We start from the raw sequence: 19566 nt of genomic DNA on the forward strand, positions 1-19566 counted from the left end.
ACCCCTGAACTCAGGAAGGGCTCGCATCAGATGAACTCTCAAGCCCGCCGACAAAACTCGCCGGAGCAGGATACAGCTGGTGCCTGGCTAAAGATTCTTGCGCAATACCGGCAGCCGCGATTTGGCCGCAGCGTGTTTGAGCTCCTGATAACGGTTGTACCGTTCGCTGCGTTTTGGGCCGGCGCCTGTATTTCCATCATTCACGGTTGGTGGCTGGGCGGCATCCTTGTTCTGCCGGCTGCGGCTTTCCTGCTCCGGCTCTTCATGATCCAGCACGACTGTGGGCACGGTTCGTTCTTCGCGCGGCGGAGATTGGACACATGGACGGGGCGTGTGGTCGGCGTTCTTACTCTAACGCCTTACGATTACTGGCGGCGTGCGCATGCCGAACATCATGCCTCTGCCGGCAATCTCGATGAACGGGGAGTGGGCGACATCGCCACACTAACGGTCGCAGAATATCGCGCCCTGTCTCCGGCGCGGAGGCTCGGATACCGGCTTTATAGGCATCCGCTTGTCATGTTCGGCATAGGTCCTGCCTGGCTGTTCCTTCTGAAACAGCGTCTGCCGATCGGTATGATGGGAGCCGAAGTCTTGCCTTGGGTCTCCACAATGGCAACCAATCTGGCGATCGCGTTCGTCACTGCCTTGATGATATGGGCCGTGGGGCTTGTACCCTTCCTCGTGGTCCATCTTCCTGTTGTATTGTTGGCGGGAGCTGCCGGCGTCTGGCTGTTTTACGTGCAGCACCAGTTCGAGGAAACGCATTGGTCAAAGGCGGGAGAATGGCAATTTCCTCAAGCCGCCCTGCATGGCGCGTCGCATTATGACCTTCCGCTGGTGCTTCGATGGCTGACGGGAAACATCGGCGTCCATCACGTTCATCATCTTTCGAGCCGAATTCCGTATTACCGTCTTCCAGAAGTCCTACGCGATCATCCGGAGCTGGCAGGCATTGGCCGCATAACATTACGGGAAAGCTTCGGATGCGTGCGACTTGCGTTGTGGGATGAGCGGCAGGGAAGGCTAGTTTCTTTCCGAGAGGCCCGGAAAGCCGCGGCGCACCAATAGCATCCAACTAGACTTCCACCGCCGGGGTAAGCCCCCGGCGCGCTAGTCCACTTGCTGCTCGTTAGTCGCGCTCCATCTACCAAGCATGAACCGATCGTTGAAACAATTCTCCCGGATAGCAGGCCTGCCGACGCTATGCTGCATGGCGGACGCATTCGACAGGTTGGGGCGATCTGCTACAGAACTGGCGCCAGCGGGATCGAAATCCTTCTAATCACGACGCGCGATACCGGCCGCTGGACGATACCTAAAGGATGGCCGATCAACGGCAAGGCCTCACACCGAGCCGCCGAACAGGAAGCCTTTGAAGAAGCCGGCGCAAAGGGACCGGCCAGCGGAATCATCTTCGGTCGATATGCCTACGTGAAGGTTCTTTCGACGCGCATGCGGGTCGATGCGGTGGTCGACGTCCATCTGCTGGAGGTCCGACGCATGGCGCCTCGCTTTCCGGAACGCGGACAGCGAAAGCAGGCTTGGCTGTCGCCACAAGAGGCCGCGTTGCGGGTCAAGGAGCCAGCCCTCAAGCGTCTGCTCTCGCGGGTTCACCGGTCAGTCAAGGCTTGGTGAGATAAATCATTTGTTAATAATGGTTTGCCGAGATTATTTAATGCCGTACCAGAGCAGGGAACGATCCTCAAGGACGAAACGTCTACGACGGGATCATGGAGGCACGCCGTGGAACAGCCGCGAGACATACCGGTACTGGTCAATGTCGTAATCGGCGCCTTGTCCGGATATGCGTCCGCCGAGATCACGTTGATGTGCCCGTTGTCGGGCCCTCTTTACGCAGGCGTCGTATTTCTACTCATTCTCTTGATGACGAGCTTTGCGATCAAGACGATGAAACAATTCTGGCAATAGCGTGCAACCGGTCCGACCGGTGACGCATTGGCCTTGAGCTTACGAAGCAGTTTGGAACGCCTTTGCGGCTCAAGCTGCTTAATTGCCGCCTTGATCCGTCGCCAGACTTTTCACCAACGCGATGATCGATCTTCTCACTTGCTCATCGCGGATCTTGACGAAGGCGACGTTCAGCGCGAATCCCTCCGAAGACCGGACGAGCTGTTCGATCGCCTGGACTTCGACCATTTTGGTCGTCTGGTCCCCTTCGACTTGTCCGAAGAGGGCGGCCGGTGTTGTGCCCAAAGCATGCGCGATCTGCTGCAAGCGGCTCGAGCCGACGCGGTTCATGCCCTTCTCGTATTTCTGGACCTGCTGGAAGGTAACGCCCAGTTTCTCGCCAAGCGATGTCTGCGACATGCCAAGAACCTTGCGGCGCATCTTGATCCTTGCCCCAACTTCGGAGTCGATTTTGGCGGCGGTGTTGTTCGATGTTCTTGGCATAGGCGTCCATTGCAGGTCTTCCGGTAACAGGATTCTACATGGAGTGCCCGGACGTTAGCTAGATCGGACTAAGGTCCGGGGTGCCAGCAAAGACGACGTCACTTGTAACACTGCAGCCTGCGCTGCAGTCTTGGCGTGTGAACAGCGCGACAATATCGCCTGACGAGAAATAAAGCTTGAAACAAGCGGCGCTGAGGTTGCAAATACTACGACCTTAAGTAGATTGTCATATACTGCGGATAAATATCGAATATCGCGACGGCCAAGCGCGGCCAGTCTAATCAAACTCAATCCATTCCGGTCCGACATGGTTGCATTAGCTACTCGCCAAAGCGCAGAAGAATCCATTCTAGATCTGGAGAATTTGATACTCAGCATTTCCATGGCTCGGGGATTGGCGGAGATCATGTCCGCGGTACGCCTTGCGGCAAGAAGGCTGGTTGGTGCGGATGGCATCACGTTTGTCCTGCGCGAAGATGGGCTTTGTCACTATGCCGACGAAGACGCCATTGCGCCCCTTTGGAAGGGGCAGCGGTTTCCGCTTGAACAGTGCATATCGGGATGGACGATCCTTAATCGCCAGCCCGCGATCGTTGACGATATCTATGCGGACAATCGTATACCGCATGCCGCGTATCGACCGACCTTCGTACGCAGCCTGGTCATGATGCCAGTCAGGGAAGAGGATCCCGTCGGGGCTATCGGCGCATACTGGGCGAAGCAGCACGTTCCGAGCGCAGAAAGTGTGCATATACTTCGGCGTATTGCAAACAGTGCAGCGGTTGGCATGACCAACGTAGCACTGATCAATTCTCTGGCTACTTCACGAGAAGAGGCTCTGCGTGCCAAGGATGCCATTATTCTTGCAATGGCGTCGCTGGCCGAAACCCGTGACAATGAAACGGGGAACCATATTCGTCGAACGCAGCACTACATTCGCGTTCTGGCCGAGGCCGCACGTGCGCATCCTGCATTCAGGTCGGAACTGAGCGAGGCGCTGGTCGAACTCCTGTACAAGTCGGCGCCGCTCCACGATATCGGCAAGGTCGGTATTCCTGACCGGATTCTGCTGAAGCCTGGAAGGCTCAGCACGGACGAATTCGCGATCATGAAAACCCATTGCGAGCTCGGCATGTTGGCAATCGCAAATGCACAGCAGCATCTCGGCGTGTCGAGTAACTTCTTGAGTGTTGCCCAACAGATTGTCCTTACCCATCACGAAAAGTGGGACGGCTCGGGATATCCCCTTGGGCTGAAAGGGCAGAGCATTCCGCTCGCCGGGCGTCTTATGGCTGTCGCCGATGTCTATGACGCACTCGTCTCGGAACGGATCTATAAATCAGCCATACCTCACGCCGAGGCGGTCGCGATCATCCTCGCGGAAAAGGGAAAGCACTTCGATCCGGAGCTGATCGACGTCTTCGAAACCGTTGCTCCTCGCTTCAACGAGATCCATGAACGGTTCATGGATGGTAGGAATAGAGTTGAAGAGGAGATGGACGACCATTCCGGAGCATCGGCGGCCGTTTGACGGCTGATTTCCAGATGGTTGGCGGTCGCGGCACTATGTTGCAAGAATTGGTGCGTTCGAGCAGCTGCTCGTGACACGGCTGGGTTCGGAGGCGGTCATCGACCTTAGTCAACGGGCGGTCGGAAACGCAGGGCGCGCTGGCGACATCACTCGGACATATGCTGTCGCATTCGTCAGAAGTAGAACTTGGTTCGAAGCCGCTCACGGGTCGGTGCCATTGCAAAAGGTAGGGCAGTGGATTTCGACCACCGTCACATGTAAACTTCGGGCACTCGGACAGGCGTAGTCACCCAAAGATCTTGACCCCGCAGGAGCGGTCGCCGCTGTGGATCGAAAGCTTGCAGCCATCCTTTCCACCGATGTTGTCGGCTTCAGTCGGCTCACCGCTCTCGACGAAGAGGGGACTATCCGCGCCCTTACCTTGTGCCATGACCACATTGCGGAACTGGTGCGCGAGTATAGCGGCCGCATCTTCGGGAGCGCCGGGGACGGTCTCGTCGCGGAGTTCCCGAGTGCTGTTCAAGCGGTCCGCTGTTCGGTCGAAATCCAGCGTCGCCTTCTTCGTCACTTCGGAGACTTCCCTGGGGAACGTCGGCTGGAATTCCGCATAGGGATCAATCTGGGGGACGTGGTCGTGTCGGGCGGCGATTTGCTGGGCGATGGCGTCAATGTCGCCGCGCGCCTGCAGGAGATGGCAACACCGTCGGGCATCTGCATTTCCGGATCAGTGCGCGAGCATCTTGACGGCAAGGTGGCGTTCGCTCTGAGGAGTCTCGGCGAGCGGGCGCTCAAGAATATTCCGAGACCTGTTTGGGTGTTTCAAGTCGACTGGTCGGATGAGGCGCTCGGTGGGCTATCCGGATCATTTCCCGCCAACCGCTTCGGCAAGGATCAGCCGTCTATCGTGGTCATGCCCTTCGACAATCTCAGCGGCCCGAACGATGGGTACTTCGTGGACGGAGTGGTTGAGGAAATCACCTCGGCACTGTCTCGTGTTCGCGACTTCTTCGTCATCGCACGCCAGTCGGCATTTACCTACAAGGGGAAATTTATCGACGTGCGCGACGTTGGCCGGGAACTTGGTGTGTCCTACGTGGTGGAAGGCACAGTTCGCCGGGGTGGTGAGCGATTGCGTATTTCTGTCCAACTCGTCGACGCCGAGAGGCGGACCCAACTTTGGTCGGAACGATACGAGGGTGTGACCGAAGACCTCTTCGAGTTCCAGGACAGGATTGCGGCGCAAGTCGCCGGCGCAATCCATCCAGCCATTCGCAGTGCCGAGATCGAGCTGTCGAGGCGCAAGCCACCAAGCAGCCATCGTGCCTATGATCTGGTCATGCGGGCCTACCCGCACCTGTGGGGCCACAACAAGGAAGGAGTCAAGCTGGCAATTCCCTTGCTTCAGGATGCGATTACGATCGACCCGGCCTACGGCCGGGCCCACGCTTGTCTGGCATGGTGCCACGCTCAGAACCTCGGCTATGTCTGGACTGAAGAACCGGGGCGGGAACTGGAACTCGCATTAAGCGCAATCGAGGCTGCAACGCGCTCGATCGACGATGATCCGGCTGCTCTCACGGCGGTCGGGGAGCAATCAGCCACTGTGGTGATCAGGACCGCGCGGCCGCCTTCCTCGAGAGGGCTTTGGCACTTGATCCGAACAATGCGTGGGCATGGGCGAGGTTCGGCTGGGTCGCAAGCTACAAGGGCTTGCCCTATCCCGCCAGGGAACGGTTCGAGAGAGCGATGACGCTCAGTCCAGCTGATCCTCTGGCGTTCAATATGAGAATGGGGTTTGCGCTCGCCCTGGCATTGGCAGGGTCTCTTGCCGAAGCCGTCTCCATCGCACGGGAAGTCGTCAATAAGCATCCGGACGTGACGTGGCCCTATCGAATGATGACCGCGTGGTCATCGATGAGTGGCGATGAGGACACCGCTCGCTGGGCCGCAACGAAATTGCTGGCCGCCGAGCCAGGATTTACGATCGAGCGTTACATGAAGCGGCCTGTCTTTAGAGCCGTTCCCCAGTGGGCTGACCAGATGGCCGAGGCCTTACGAAAGGTTGGGGTGCCTGAGTGCTGAAACCCACCGGCATGGGCGCGGCTGCGATTTGGGCGACGGCTGCCAGGTTGCTCTAACTGGCTCATCCGCGACGTTGCCTGAACGATCGCTCTTCATCTTCGGTGCCGATCGCAACGTAAACATGAACTAATATACCATATGAGATATAAGAACATTCGTAAAACGGATAGGAAACAAATCGACCGAACGGGCCGGCATGGACCTTGAGGACGCGAGACGGCCACGGGGGTAGCTTACCATCGCTCGCATCGCAGCACGATTTTCGCTTTCGCGGCAGAGCCGCTTGCTTAAACTTCGGTGCGCTTCATTTTCGGTGACGCGTCTCGGATGGCACGCTGCGCGCGAGATGGCCGAGTACGTGGCAGACCAGCCGGCCGGCAACTGTTGCCGTCATTGCATTGATGTCGGCCGCAGGGTCCAGTTCGACAACGGAAAGCCCTGCCAGTGTCCGGTCCTGCATTGTGGCGGCGATCAGATCGGTCACTTCGTCGAGGCGAAGCCCTCCGGGTGACAGCGCGTTCACACCGGGGCAAATCGACGGATCGAGGGCGTCGAGATCGATGTGGATCAGCAGATGACCGTCGCGGGGTAGGGCGTCCGCAACTGTCGTCATGCCCAATGCTCGAGACTTCCGAACTGTAAAGATGCGCGCACCCCATGACGTTGCGGTCTCAACTTCTTCTCGACGCGCGCTTCCCACGGCCCGGATACCGACCTGCGTTATAGAACGGACATTCGAGAGTTCGGACGCACGCCGCATCGTGCTCGAATAGCCGAACCGCTCGCCAGCTATGTGGTCGCGCCAGTCGATATGCCCATCGATCTGCAGGATGTGTAGAGCTGGCACATCCGACAATCCCTTCATGAAGGGGATGGCCGTGGAATCGTCTCCGCCGATCAGGATAGGCATGGCTCCGTGCGCTCGGATATCTCGCGTCGCACTTTCGATTGCGTCTCGATTCTTGTCATTGGCGTGCGGTGTCGTCGGGACGTTCCCAAGATCGACAACCTTGAGTGCGCCATCGTTCAGCAGTGGTCCGTCGAAATCGAAATCCCAGTGATCGATGTGAACGGAGGCGGTGGTGATTGCACGGCGAACGGCGTCCGGTCCGGTCTCGCTTGGCGGTGCAAATTGGGCGCCGGCATAAGCGGTTCCATGCACGGCACCAAAGATTGCCACGTCAGCATGGGCCGCATCGGCGGCGGAAGGGACGCCAAGGAATGTCCCGGATACCTTCTGAAATTTCTCGGTCATATCTGCTCCAGGCGGATCAAATCGGTAGCCTGCCGACCACTATCTGGTGGCGCCGATTGCTCGTAGCCATCAACGCACAGATTCCACAAGATCCCAAGTCGGAGCATCTCCCAAACCGCTACCACTGCGCCGCCCCGACCGTTCTCTAAAAGGTGCGCCTTGCTGAACTAAACTTAGAATCCTGTAGCCGGTGCCGAGGACTGCTTGTTGCCTTCCAATGACCAATTGATCCGCTTTGTATTGGCTGACATAGTTCCGCCGCGCATCCGCTCCCACCAAGCAAAAGATCCCATCTATGACCGAATTCGCCAATCAACCCTCCACGCCCGTTTCCGCTCGTCCGCTGGCGAAGATCAGCCTGAAATGGAGCATGGTCGAGGAGCCTTCGCTCTCCATCCTGGAAAAATTCCAGCTCTTGCGTGATCTCGGTTATGACGGTGTTGAGCTAGACTCGCCCAATGATTTGCCGCTCGACGAGGTTCTGAATGCCCGCGACAAGACCGGCCTCAAGATCCCCGGCCTCGTCAACGCCGTGCACTGGAAACACCCGCTGACGGATTCTGATCCGGCGGCGCGTCAGGCCTGTGTCGATTCGATGGTCAAGGCGCTCCACGATGCCGCGCTCTACGGCGCGACGACGGTGCTGCTCGTTCCCGGCGTCGTCAACGCGGACACCAGCTACAAAACCGCTTACGCGCGAGCCACCGAGGGAATCGCCGAGATCCTGCCGGCCGCGGAAGAAACAGGCGTATCGATCGCGCTTGAAAATGTCTGGAACGACTTCCTGCTCAGCCCCCTGGAGGCGGCGGATTTTGTCGATCGCTTCAATCATCCGAAGCTCGGCTGGTATTTCGATGTCGGTAATGTCCTTCGCTACGGCAGACCGATGCATTGGATCGAGGCGCTCGGGCCGCGCATCCTGAAGATCGACATCAAGGAATACAGCCTCGAAAAGATGAACAGCGAAGGCCCGTGGAAGGGTTTCGATGTCGAGTTGGGCGAGGGCGATTGCGATTGGGCCGCGGTCAACAAGGCTCTGTCGGATGTCGGCTATTCCGGTTGGGCGTCAATCGAGGTCCCGGGAGGCAACCGAAATCGCCTCGCCGATCTCAAGAAGCGCGTCGACCGGATCGCCGCGCTCTAATCTCAAGATTGCAGGAGGGCAATGTTCAGCGGCCGCCAGCCGCAAACATTGCCTTTGCATTCTTCAGGCCGATTTCACAGCCATATTGCGTCGGTTCATTGCCTTCGTATTCCAGCGAGACGAAGCCGTCGTAGCCCGAGGCGACGATGTCCTCGATGATCGACTGAACAGGCAGATCGCCATAGCCGAAGACCGAACCGCGAATTGCCTGGCCGCCCACCGTCTGCAGCCAATCGGTGCCAGGAGCGGTCTGGCGCACATAGAAGTCCTTGATGTGGACGAAGCTTGCGTCGGAGAGGCAGGCCCTCGTTCCCGTCAGCGGGTTCTCATCGACGCAGAGGAAATTGCCGATATCGACGGTGAGCTTGAAGCTCGGCAGATTGACCGCGTGCAGCAGCCGCTTGATCCGCTCGCTTGAGTTCATGAAGAAGCCATGGTCCTCGACGCTCGTCGTCACGCCATATCGCCCGGCATGCACGGCAAGCTCGTGGGTCGCTTGGGCGATAGCGGGGAATGCCGCTTCGAACTGGCCAGGCGCCGTCACGCGCAGCGACCACGGCACGACGTCGTGGCGCAGGAAGCGCACGCCAAGCTTGTCACACAGCTCGACATAGCGCTTCAGCCGTGCGAGTTGGAACGCGCGTTCGTTATCATCGATGAAGTTGCCCGAAGTGCATAGGCCGGCAAGCGGCACACCGCTCTTCCCGGACGCTCCCGTCAGCCGCTCCAGCATCTCGGCGTCATCGATGAGTTGATATTGCAGGTCCTGTCCTTCGGGGGCGACGGAAAGCGTTGCCAGTTCGACATGATCGCCGCCGTGTTTGCCGACCCAGGCGAACACATCCTCGATCTGCATGGCCCCGCTCTGCATCAACGGACGGAAACTATATGAACTCAGACCTATCTTCATCGCGGCATCTCCTCGATCGCTGTTATCAAACTTTGTTCGTAGACTAACGATCCCGGTTGACATCCGCTAGGATACATCTTTGTTAGATATCAAATTGATACCGAAGAATGGGGAATAACGTAATGCCTGAGCAATCTGCCGACGTCGTCATTATCGGGAGTGGCCCGACCGGCTCGGCCTATGCGCGCGTCATCAGAAACAAATGGCCGGAAGCGCGTATTCTGATGGTTGAGGCCGGCCCGCAGATTCTTCCGCAAAAGGGTGCGCATCTCGACAACATCGTCGATCTGGATGAGCGTGCGGCTTTCGAACTGCAAGCCCAGGGCGGCGATCGCAGCCCGCGCATGCCGATCAACAAGGAGGAATGGGAAGCGCGTCGCGCCGGCGGTTTCGACGGATCGATGTTGCGCCGTTCCGGCCTATTCATCGCCAATGAAGCCGATCCGCAGGACGAGAACCTGTTTGCCGGCTTCTCGGCAGCCAATGTCGGCGGCATGGGAACCAAGTGGTCGACCGGCACGCCGGTGCCCTCCGAAATCGAACTCGTGCCTTTCATCCCCACCGACGAGATGCACAAGGCTCTGGCGGTGTCGGCGCAATTGCTCGGGACCAACAAGGATCCACGCGCCGGCGATGTTGCAGCCATCGCCATGCGCGAGCGACTGGGCGAAGTCTTCAATCCCGGTCGCACGCCTGATCGCTTCGTTCAGCCCATGCCGCTTGCCGCAACGCCTGGCCCCGAGGGCCTGCGCTATCACGGCACGGACGTCGTTCTCGGCGATCTCGTCGATGAACCGAAGGAACGCTTCCAGATTCTATCCGAAACGGCTTGCCGCCGCGTGATTCATGAGAATGGCCATGTCACCGGTGTCGAACTTGTCCGCGTCGGCTCGGAAGAAGCCTTCGTGGTCAAGGCCGCAACGGTCGTCGTTGCCTGTGATTCGCTGCACTCGCCGCAACTGCTCTACGCCTCGGGTATCCGCTCGGAAGCGCTCGGCCGCTACATCAACGACCACTATATCGTCTCGCAGATCAGCGAAATGCAGACCGATGTGCCGATGGCGTCGATGAGCTGGATTCCGTCCACCACGGAGTTTCCCTATTCCGTCACGATTGCCGCGACCAGCCTGCATACGATGCCGAAGGCCAGCGAAATGAGTGGTCAGCCGATCGGCATGGGCTTTTTCGTGGCCTCCGACATCAGTGCCGACAACCGTGTCACCTTCGATGACAACAACCGTGACTGGCTCGGCCTTCCCGCCATTTCGATCCACTGGCGGCAGTCGGAAGGCGACAAGGCGCGCCTGGAAGAGGCCAAGGGCCATGCGCAGCGCATTTCGGCCATCATCGGTCGCCCAGCCCCCGGCTTTGCTACCTTCGTGCAGCCCGTTGGCTCGTCGCTGCATTACCAGGGGACGATCCGGATGGGCGAGCGCGACGATGGTACCAGCGTCTGCGACAGGAACTCGAAGGTCTGGGGCTTCGACAATCTCTATGTCGCCGGAAATGGCGTCATCCCGACGGTGACCGCGACCAACCCGACGCTGTTCAGCGTCGCTCTCGCCAGCATCGGCGCCAGCCAGATCGCTGACGCTCGCCGCACTGTTTGACTTGGAGATTGCCTGAATGACAAAGCAAAAACTCACGGTTCTGATCGTCGGTCTCGGTCAGATGGGCAAGAGCCATGCGCTCGCCCATCACAATCACCCCGGATTCGAGATCGTCGGTCTCGTCAATCGCTCGGTACCCGACCTGCCGGAAGAACTGCGTTCCTATCCCTTGCGTCACGATTATTTGCAGGCGCTTGAAGAGTTCACGCCCGACGTCGTCTGCATCGCGACCCACACGAACACCCATGCGGATATGGCCGTCGCGGCGCTGGAAAGCGGCGCGCATGTCTTCGTCGAAAAGCCGCTTGCCGCCAATGTCGGCGATGCGGAGCGCGTCGTGGCCGCCGCCAAGGCCAATGACCGGAAACTCGTCATCGGCTATATCCTGCGCCATCACCCATCCTGGATGCGCCTGATCGACGAGGCACGCGGCCTCGGCGGTCCTTATGTCTTCCGCATGAACCTGAACCAGCAGTCGAGCGGCAGCGCCTGGGCGATCCATAAGTCGATCATGCAGACAACATCGCCGATCGTCGATTGCGGGGTGCACTATGTCGACGTCATGTGCCAGATCACCGATTCAAAGCCGGTGGAAGTGCGCGGCATGGGCGTGAAAATGGCCGGCGGCCTGCCTGATGGCATGTACAATTACGGCCACTTCCAGGTGCTGTTCGAGGATGGAAGCGTCGGCTGGTACGAGGCCGGCTGGGGTCCGATGATGTCGGAGACCGCCTTCTTCGTGAAGGACGTCATCTCGCCGAATGGCTCCGTTTCCATCGTCATGGACGAGGGCGCAAGCTCCGCCGATCTGGACGCCCATACCCGGACGTCCAGATTGCGCGTCCATCATGCAGAGCTGAAGGCAGATGGTTCTCCGGCAAAAGCGGATGATTGGCTTGATATGCATGACGAGCCGGGCCATCAGGCGCTGTGCGATCGGGAGCAGGACTTCGTCTATCGGTCTGTGGTCGAAAACCTCGACCTTACCCGTCACATGGACGACGCCGTGACCTCGCTGCGCATCTGTATTGCCGCGGACGAGAGCGTCAGGACCGGCCGCAGCATTGCTCTCTAGCTTACCCTCTGGCCGCGAAATACCTCGCGGCCAGAGGCTCTAGAGCCGTCATGCATTTGGGCATGCGTGAGATTCGCACTTCGCGCGAGGCGTACTGGCTTGCTCGCCTGCTGGTCCGAACCGAAAAGGGCCGCTAAGGCAACGACTTCAATAGCTTAAGTTTGTGTCCTGGTGCAAATACTAAGATCCGGTCCTGCTCAAGCGCAGAGAGGACCGACATGATCTCCTCCTGCGTAAACCCCGCTGCATTCAGTGGCTCTTTTACATCGAGAAGGTTGATCGTGACGTCGGGCTTCACCTTCATCGACCGAAGTTTTTCGATGAGGGCGGTTTCAGTTTCTGCAAATCGGCTCATGCGGCATCTTAGCAAAGATCTGGCTGAAGCGAAGTTCTCTCAGGCGAGCATCCTGGAGTTTCTCGGGAGGTAAGATCTTTCTCCTAGAACACAAAGGCTTGCATCATATACCTCGGAGACGCACCAGTGTCGGCAATGATGCGGTGGAGTTCGTCGTCGCTGTTATCGGCCAGTATCCCGGTTCTGACGAGTACGCTGTCCAACCCGGCAGACGCCGCTCCGAGGATATCGTGTTCAACACTGTCGCCTATGCAGACGACGCGTCTCCTGTCCTCAACGTCGACAAGCTTAAGCGCGTGATCGTAGATTTCAGGATAGGGCTTTCCGACCCAGACCACTTTCCCGCCTATCGCTTCATAGAGCTTGGCAATGCTGCCTGCACCCGGCGCGACGGAACCCTCGTGGAGTTTGTGGATATCAGGATTGGTGCAGTAGCACGGCACATTGTTTTCGGCAGCCGGCCTCAACATCTCGCGGTAATCGTCCATGGAAATGCGCTCGGCCTCGCTGCCCGAGATGATGACGATGTCTGCCTCTTTCCCGCTACGCACGGAGGTTAGTCCCAATCGATCGGCAAGGTTGGTATCCCCACCGCTTGAGATCGTCAGCGCTCTCGCCCCCTGGGAGATGGCAACCCCGGGCCGTGACAAAATCTCGAAGGCAACATCGCCCGATGTCACGAAGAAGTTGAAACTATCCGGCGCGAAGCCGAGCTTCACCAGCCTTTCGGCATTGTACTGGCCGCTGCGCCCCGAATTTGAGAGGATCACGATCCTTCTGCCCGACCGGCTCAATTGCCGAAGGGCATCGACGGCGCCCTGATACGGCCCGATATCGTCGCGAAGGACGCCGAACTGATCGACGAAAAACACGTCATACTCGGCGCTCAATCGCGCCACGTCCACGGTGACAGATTTAGGCATCTTCCTGCTCCAACGCGGCGATGACCAGAGATGCCGTACCGACGGCGGCCTCCAGCGATCTGGCCGGCAGCGTCTCAACGCCGAGCGCGTGAGACCGCATTGCTGTCCAGGCCGGATTGCGTGCGCCGCCGCCGACTGTTCTCAAGGACTTGATAGGCATGGCGCCCAGTTCCTCGAGGCGTCGGTAGCCAAGGCGTTCGATCTCGGTCATCCCCTCCAGAATGGCCTGGAAGAATTGGGCGTCATCGGCGGGCCGTGGATCCAGCCGAGGCTGATAATCAGGATCGTTGAAGGGAAACCGTTCGCCCGGCCTTAAGAGTGGATAGTAGTTGAGACCGAGCGGCTGCTCCGGGTTGATCCGGGCGGTCAAGTCGTCGAGCCTGTTATCGCCGATCAGGGCTCGAACCACGTTGCCGCCGCTGTTGGAGGCGCCTCCGAGCAGCCAGAACTTGCCCACCCGATGGGAATAGACGCCGAATTCCGGCGCGTTGATCGGGCGGTCGGAGGCGAGTTTCAGCACGATCGTCGAGCCGAGCGCCGTTACCGCATCACCGATTTCCGATGCTCCGGTCGCGAGGAAAGATGCACATCCGTCCGTCGTACCGGCATGGAAGAACGTCGATTTCGGAAGACCGAGATCCCGCAAATAGCCTGCGACCGGTGCGACCCTCTCGCCGGCGCGCACGACCTTGGGCAGTGCGCTCACATCCATCCCGGCACGCTCGATCCACTCAGGCCAACGCTCCGAGGCGAGATCATAGCCTGTTTTCAGGGCATTGTTTTCGTCGCTGATGCGCTCCGGGCAACCGAGCATCATCAGGATCCAATCCGCCTGGTGAACGACGGCCACGGCGTCCTGCCCCCGGGACAGGTAGATGGCCCGCGCAAGCCCGGAACTGGCGCCGACCGCAGTACTGCCTGCGGGAGCGTGACGAGCGATCCGGCTGACGATCTCAGGCTCGGGGCAGGGGTCGTTGTACATCAGCACCGAGCCCGTTGGCCGATTGTTCCTGTCGAGTGCTAGCACGGTGCCGGATGTTCCGTCGACTGCGACACCTCTGACCGCGGTCAGGTCGACCTGCGAGTTGAGGTCTTCGACGGCCTGTCGCACACGTGTCCACCACGCGGCGGGTTGCCGTGTCTCGGCGGGACTTTCGAATGGCGCAGCCGCGAAGCCTAGAGGGTTGCCATGCCGATCGAGGGCGCTCGCCCGCGCACCCGATGTGCCGATGTCGATGCCAAGCGCATATGCCTGCTCGGAACCGCTGGTCACGCCGAGTGCCTCGTTGACTGCCGATCCAGCGCCTGACGGTATTGTTCTGCTTCCCAATGTGTCAGTTCATATTCGTCGGCATCGGACAGATAGGCGATCTTCTCGCCATCAGGGATGCGACCGACAACCTCTGCAAGGCAGCGGGCCATGACTTCGCCTCCGGCCGTAAGCGTATTTGACAGCAGGATGCCTTTGCCGGGAACGATCACCAGTTTGGGCAGTTCGCGTCCCTCCCTGGCGTAGGCTGCTTCCAGATCGTTGGCGTTCTGTTCGGGCGTGAGCATGCCGATCTCGGTTCCGAGGAAGATCACATGGTCGGGGTAAAGTGAGCCGCCGAGGGCAAGTGCCTGGTTGATGTCCGAAAGCGCAATCACATGACTGTCGAGGTCCTTTGCGGCGTGAAAGCTTGATCCGTTGGCCGCAGTGGTCAGGGCGTCGAAATTCGGGGCAGCGGTTGCGCGCGGGGCTGAACGAAGGGCCTCGGTGACGCGATCAATCCGCTCGGCGACTTCGCTTACCGTTTCGCCGCAGACGATGATGCCGTGGTTGAAAAGGATCAGGATATCAGGTCTTGCTGCCGCGGCTTTTTCAATCTCTCGAGCCAGAGGCGTTCCAGGGCGTCTGTAGGGAACAGAGGCCCACTTCAAGTCGTGAACCGCTGCCATCCGAGCCGCCAGGATCTCGTCGCGTCGGTCCAGCACCGCAAGCGCAATCGCATTGACGCAGTGATAGTGGGCGACCACCGGGCTCTGCAGCGCGGCATGGAAACTTGTCTCGATGGACGGCCGCAGGCCGCTCGAGTTCAGTTCGTCAACGACGAAATCGATCGACTTTTCGGCCCTGGGGTCGCCTTCCCGCAGTGCCGTGACCAGCGGATCCACGAGAACGGGGACCATGATGTCCTGTTCGCGGGCCTTCGCAAGCCAGGTTCCCGAGGCCTTCACCCACATGACGCCGTCATGTTTGATCGAGGTATTGCCGCCTGCGCCCTGGGTTTTCTGTATGTCGTTGCCGATCTCGCTTGAGAGATGGAGGAAATCCCCGAACAGGTCGGTTTTCCGCAAGTCCGGAATTGTCATCTGGTTCTCCTCCTACGGCACATTGCTCAACTGGGCTGAATAAGCTGAGCAAACTTTGGCGCGATCCTATAAATGTGATCGAAGATCGTCAACTGTGAAGATTTTCAGTCTAATCTATTGCGACAGTTACGTCAGTGTGATTATAGTTCGTCATAGCGCTTGAGGAGAAGCGCGAATGGAGGCACTTCTTGAACGATTCCGATCGCCATCGCCTGATCACCGAGATGCTGCTCGAAACGCCTTTCGCATCGGTGCGCGATCTGCAGGAGCGCCTTGGCGTGTCTCCAGCTACCATTCGGCGCGATATCGACAAGCTTCACGAGATCGGCAAGGCGCGGAAAGTCTATGGCGGGATTTCCGCAAATGACGCGTCCGCGACCGGGCGGCTCTCGGCGCGGCCTTACGATGAAAATCGCGACATTGCGGTGGATGCAAAGCGCGCGATTGCCGAGAAGGCGGCCGGCCTCGTCAGGGACGGGGACTCCATTATCGTGCATGCTGGCTCCACCTGCTATCAGCTCGGGCAGCAGCTTGCTCGGCGCAATGTGCGCGTCTACACCAATTCGATGCCGCTCGCTGCTTATCTCGGGGAGCACGGGACGTGCCACCTGACACTCGCCGGTGGCGAGCTTTATCGCGAGCCCGGCATAATCCATGACCCTTCGGCGGGAGCGCCGGATTTCTTTGCATCTCGCTTCTTTCTCGGCACGCAAGGCATCAGTGCGGAAGGGCTGCTGGAATCGCATCCCCTGCTCACCAAGGCTATCGGCGAGCTCAGCACGCGTGCCGACGAAATCGTCCTCTTGGCCGACAGCCGGAAGTTCTCGATCCAGCCGCGCAACATCGTGCTGCCGCTTTCGAGGATCGGGACGATCGTCACCGATGATGGCCTATCCGACTCGGGCGCCAAGATGCTTGAGGATGCCGGCATAACCATCCTGATTGCCGCGGTCGGGGTGCCATCATGACCGGACATGCTGCAGTAGCGGTCTTCGACCTCGGCAAGACGAACTCGAAGCTGTTCGTCCTCGGCCACGATGGCTCGATACTTTGGGACGCTCGCAGCAAGCCAAGCTGGGTCGATCATGATGGAGTTCGGGTTCTTGACGATCAGGCGCTCTTCGCGTGGATGAAGGACGTCTTGAAGACGGCGGTTGAAGATCATGGGGTAGGGCACGTGACCTTTTCCGGACACGGCTGCACCTACGCGTTGACCAAGGGTGACAGTCTGGTCCATCCGATCCTCGACTACGAGCAGGAGCCGCCGCGCGAGGTTGCTGATCGCATCGACATGATGGTTCCGGCCTTCCGAGAGACCTATTCGCCTCGCCTTCCACTCGGCTTCAACTATGGTCGGCACATTCTCTGGGTCGAGGATACCAAGCCCGAGCTTCTGGCTCAAACCGATGCCATCTTGTCCTATCCTCAATTCTGGTCCTGGCGGTTTTCAGGCCGGAAGGTGTCGGAAGTTTCTTACATCGGTTGCCATTCCCATCTCTGGGCGCCTCTGATCGGGGACTTTAGCAGTCTGGTCGACGGCAGGGGGTGGCGGGAGAAAATGCCGGCCTTTGCCAGGGCGGGCACGGAACTCGGTACATTCCTGGTCACGACGAAATACGGTGAAGCCGTTCCGGTCGCCGTTCATAACGGAGTCCACGATAGCAACGCGGCGCTCTATTTTTACCGTTCGGTCGGGTTCGACGATTTCACGCTGGTGTCCACGGGGACGTGGGTCGTTATCTTCAACTCCGCTTGCCCGCTTGAGGCGCTGGACGAACACCGTGACATGCTCGCCAACGTGACCGTTGATGGCAGGCCCGCGCCGACCATTCGGTTCATGGGAGGTCGGGAATACGACATCGCGAGCGGTGGCTGGAACAAGGCCGTGAGCCTAGAGGCATTGGCGCGCGTGATTGCCAAGGGAGCATTCGCGTTGCCCTCCTTTGCTCCCGGCGGTCCCATGCAAGGCTTCGATGGGCGATTTGTCGGCCCCTCGGTCGATGGCGAGGAGAGGGCGGCCACGGCTCTTCTCTATGTCGCGCTGATGACCGACCTTTCGCTTGACCTGATACGATCAAGCAACCCGATCGTTATCGACGGCGGCCTCGTCAAGACCGGTTTGTTTGCGGAGTTGCTTGCCCAATTGCGTCCGGCCCAGCCGATATTCACGAGCAAGACGGCCGAAGGAAGCGCCTTTGGAGCCGCCGCGCTCGTTTTCAATGAACTCGGCCATCATCCGTTCGCCAACGAGACGGTTGAGGCTGCCTCGCTCGATGTCGAGGGTCTTGAGTCCTATCGGCGCACCTGGAGTGGTTTCCTTGGGATCAAAGACCCGTCCGCGATGCAGCCAGAAAAGGAGCTCCACGCATGAGTGCGGCAGCGCCAAGGGCGAATGCGCCCGTTCTCGAAATGAGAAACATCAGCAAGACGTTCGGCAACACGAGAGCTCTGACCAACGTGTCGCTGACGGTCTATCCAGGCGAGGTTCACGCGCTGATGGGCGAGAACGGCGCTGGAAAGTCCACGCTGATGAAGGTGCTTTCAGGCGCCTATACGGCTGATCCAGGCGGCACTGTTGCAGTTGACGGTCAGCCGATCGTATCAGGCGATCCCATTCGCGCAAAGGCGAACGGTATCGCGGTTATCTATCAGGAACTGTCTCTCGCGCCAAACCTGACGGTTGCGCAGAACATGTTTCTCGGCGCGGAGCCTGCTCGCTTCGGCGTTATCGACAAGACCGCAGCGCGCGAGCGCGTCGAACCGATTCTCAAGCAACTCGGCATTGAGTTCGGCCCGTCGCAGCTTGTCGCGGGCTTGTCTCTCGGCGAGCGGCAAATGGTGGAAATTGCGCGTGCGCTGACGACGAATGCGAAGATCATCGTCATGGACGAGCCGACGACCTCGCTCACATCGAGAGAAACCGAACGTCTGTTCGAGGTCATTGCCGGCCTCAAGGCTCGCGGTATTGCCATCATCTATATCAGCCACCGCATGGAAGAAATCTATGCGCTCGCCGATCGTGTCAGCGTTCTACGCGACAGCGCTTATGTGGGAACGCTCGAGCGTGCCGAGCTTTCAGCCGAAAAACTCGTGTCGATGATGGTTGGTCGCGACCTGTCGTCTTTCTACAAGAAAGAGCATCGCGCGCCGCAGCAAGCCGCCCTAACGATATTGTCCGTCCGCGATATCGGAGACGGGCGACGCGTTCACGGATGCTCCTTTGACGCAAAGGCCGGGGAAGTCCTCGGGATCGCCGGTCTCGTTGGTTCCGGCCGCACCGAACTCGCACGGCTGATTTTCGGGGCCGACAAGAAGATATCGGGCACCGTACTGCTCGAAGGCAGCGAATTGACGATCGGCGGCCCGCGCGATGCCATGGACGCCGGTATTGCCTATCTCACCGAAGACCGGAAGGGCCTGGGGTTGTTCCTCGACATGACGATCAACGAAAACATCAACATCGGTGTGATCGGCAAGGACGCGGCCAAGGGTGGCATTCTGAATTTCGCGGCGGCTCGCGAACGCGCGGCAAAGGCGATCTCCTCACTTTCCATTCGAACGCTGAGCGCAAGCATCAATGTTGGAGCGCTGTCGGGTGGAAATCAGCAGAAGGCACTGATCGCCCGCCTGCTCGAGACCAAGCCGAAAGCCATCATCTTCGACGAACCGACGCGCGGCGTCGATGTCGGCGCGAAGTCCGAAATCTACCGAATTATCGACGAACTTGCGCAGACCGGCATCGCGATTGTCGTCATTTCCAGCGACCTTCCCGAGATCATCGGGATTGCCGATCGCGTTCTCGTCATGCGCGAGGGCCACATCGCAGGCGAGGTGTCGTCGACGTACGAGCAACCAATCCGCCAGGAAGCCATCATGGCGTTTTCGACCGGCTCGGCGCCGAAAGTCGCCTGAGT

The 19566-nt window shown here is 59.3% G+C and carries 17 protein-coding genes and 1 pseudogene; 11 read left to right on the top strand and 7 right to left on the bottom strand.

Annotated elements, in window-relative coordinates; all coding sequences use genetic code 11:
• Positions 1–30: 30 nt before the first annotated feature.
• The 3 genes from FZ934_RS22285 to FZ934_RS22295 all read left to right on the top strand — a co-directional run bounded on the left by FZ934_RS22285 (position 31) and on the right by FZ934_RS22295 (position 1932).
• Complete coding sequence (locus tag FZ934_RS22285; RefSeq protein WP_153273050.1) at positions 31–1071, top strand: fatty acid desaturase; 1041 nt, start codon at positions 31–33, stop codon at positions 1069–1071.
• Positions 1072–1206: 135 nt separating this feature from the next.
• Positions 1207–1638: an NUDIX hydrolase gene (locus FZ934_RS22290; protein ID WP_153273051.1), complete on the top strand. Its 432-nt coding sequence runs from the start codon at positions 1207–1209 to the stop codon at positions 1636–1638.
• A 108-nt stretch (positions 1639–1746) separates the two neighbouring features.
• Positions 1747–1932 (top strand): hypothetical protein, encoded by a 186-nt coding sequence (locus tag FZ934_RS22295; protein ID WP_153273052.1) that lies wholly within the window; start codon positions 1747–1749, stop codon positions 1930–1932.
• A gap of 78 nt (positions 1933–2010) precedes the next feature.
• Here the strand turns inward: FZ934_RS22295 and FZ934_RS22300 are convergent, their stop codons facing one another.
• Positions 2011–2415 (bottom strand): helix-turn-helix domain-containing protein, encoded by a 405-nt coding sequence (locus tag FZ934_RS22300; RefSeq protein ID WP_153273053.1) that lies wholly within the window; start codon positions 2413–2415, stop codon positions 2011–2013.
• 307 nt (positions 2416–2722) lie between these two features.
• Here FZ934_RS22300 and FZ934_RS22305 point away from each other — a divergent pair, with 307 nt between their 5' ends.
• Positions 2723–3946: an HD-GYP domain-containing protein gene (locus tag FZ934_RS22305; protein ID WP_153273054.1), complete on the top strand. Its 1224-nt coding sequence runs from the start codon at positions 2723–2725 to the stop codon at positions 3944–3946.
• 325 nt (positions 3947–4271) lie between these two features.
• A pseudogene (locus FZ934_RS22310) lies at positions 4272–6028 on the top strand (adenylate/guanylate cyclase domain-containing protein).
• Between the two features lie 304 nt (positions 6029–6332).
• On the opposite strand, the gene FZ934_RS22315 reads toward FZ934_RS22310, so the two are convergent.
• Positions 6333–7283 (bottom strand): arginase family protein, encoded by a 951-nt coding sequence (locus FZ934_RS22315; RefSeq protein ID WP_153273055.1) that lies wholly within the window; start codon positions 7281–7283, stop codon positions 6333–6335.
• A 295-nt stretch (positions 7284–7578) separates the two neighbouring features.
• On the opposite strand from FZ934_RS22315, the gene FZ934_RS22320 reads away from it, so the two are divergent.
• Positions 7579–8427 carry a sugar phosphate isomerase/epimerase family protein gene (locus FZ934_RS22320; protein WP_246738020.1) on the top strand — a complete coding sequence of 283 codons (849 nt, stop codon included), beginning with the start codon at positions 7579–7581 and terminating at the stop codon, positions 8425–8427.
• A 25-nt stretch (positions 8428–8452) separates the two neighbouring features.
• Here FZ934_RS22320 and FZ934_RS22325 read toward each other — a convergent pair whose 3' ends face one another.
• Positions 8453–9337, bottom strand: a complete 885-nt coding sequence (locus FZ934_RS22325; protein WP_194273871.1) for a sugar phosphate isomerase/epimerase family protein — start codon at positions 9335–9337, stop codon at positions 8453–8455.
• 122 nt (positions 9338–9459) lie between these two features.
• On the opposite strand from FZ934_RS22325, the gene FZ934_RS22330 reads away from it, so the two are divergent.
• Both FZ934_RS22330 and FZ934_RS22335 read left to right on the top strand, forming a co-directional pair.
• Positions 9460–10947 carry a GMC oxidoreductase gene (locus FZ934_RS22330; protein ID WP_194273872.1) on the top strand — a complete coding sequence of 496 codons (1488 nt, stop codon included), beginning with the start codon at positions 9460–9462 and terminating at the stop codon, positions 10945–10947.
• 16 nt (positions 10948–10963) lie between these two features.
• A complete protein-coding gene (locus FZ934_RS22335; protein ID WP_153273058.1) occupies positions 10964–12022 on the top strand; it encodes a Gfo/Idh/MocA family protein in 1059 nt (352 codons plus the stop codon).
• A gap of 133 nt (positions 12023–12155) precedes the next feature.
• Here the strand turns inward: FZ934_RS22335 and FZ934_RS22340 are convergent, their stop codons facing one another.
• The 4 genes from FZ934_RS22340 to FZ934_RS22355 all read right to left on the bottom strand — a co-directional run bounded on the left by FZ934_RS22340 (position 12156) and on the right by FZ934_RS22355 (position 15652).
• Positions 12156–12377 (bottom strand): hypothetical protein, encoded by a 222-nt coding sequence (locus FZ934_RS22340; RefSeq protein WP_153273059.1) that lies wholly within the window; start codon positions 12375–12377, stop codon positions 12156–12158.
• An 83-nt stretch (positions 12378–12460) separates the two neighbouring features.
• Positions 12461–13300, bottom strand: coding sequence for a TIGR01459 family HAD-type hydrolase (locus FZ934_RS22345; protein ID WP_153273060.1), 840 nt, complete (start codon positions 13298–13300; stop codon positions 12461–12463).
• Positions 13293–14573, bottom strand: coding sequence for an FGGY-family carbohydrate kinase (locus tag FZ934_RS22350; protein WP_153273061.1), 1281 nt, complete (start codon positions 14571–14573; stop codon positions 13293–13295). The genes FZ934_RS22345 and FZ934_RS22350 overlap by 8 nt, the downstream gene beginning before the upstream one ends.
• Positions 14570–15652 carry a class II aldolase/adducin family protein gene (locus tag FZ934_RS22355; RefSeq protein ID WP_153273062.1) on the bottom strand — a complete coding sequence of 361 codons (1083 nt, stop codon included), beginning with the start codon at positions 15650–15652 and terminating at the stop codon, positions 14570–14572. Before FZ934_RS22355 ends, FZ934_RS22350 begins: the two co-directional genes overlap by 4 nt.
• Positions 15653–15840: 188 nt before the next feature.
• Here FZ934_RS22355 and FZ934_RS22360 point away from each other — a divergent pair, with 188 nt between their 5' ends.
• From FZ934_RS22360 to FZ934_RS22370, 3 genes are read left to right on the top strand one after another with little or no spacing between them, the layout of a single operon-like run.
• Positions 15841–16620: a DeoR/GlpR family DNA-binding transcription regulator gene (locus FZ934_RS22360; RefSeq protein WP_153273063.1), complete on the top strand. Its 780-nt coding sequence runs from the start codon at positions 15841–15843 to the stop codon at positions 16618–16620.
• On the top strand, positions 16617–18023 hold the full coding sequence (locus FZ934_RS22365) for an FGGY-family carbohydrate kinase (RefSeq protein WP_246738021.1): 1407 nt from the start codon (positions 16617–16619) through the stop codon (positions 18021–18023). The genes FZ934_RS22360 and FZ934_RS22365 overlap by 4 nt, the downstream gene beginning before the upstream one ends.
• Positions 18020–19564 carry a sugar ABC transporter ATP-binding protein gene (locus tag FZ934_RS22370; protein ID WP_153273064.1) on the top strand — a complete coding sequence of 515 codons (1545 nt, stop codon included), beginning with the start codon at positions 18020–18022 and terminating at the stop codon, positions 19562–19564. Before FZ934_RS22365 ends, FZ934_RS22370 begins: the two co-directional genes overlap by 4 nt.
• Positions 19565–19566: the final 2 nt, after the last annotated feature.

It is taken from the genome of Rhizobium grahamii (genome assembly GCF_009498215.1).
Taxonomy (GTDB): domain Bacteria; phylum Pseudomonadota; class Alphaproteobacteria; order Rhizobiales; family Rhizobiaceae; genus Rhizobium; species Rhizobium grahamii_A.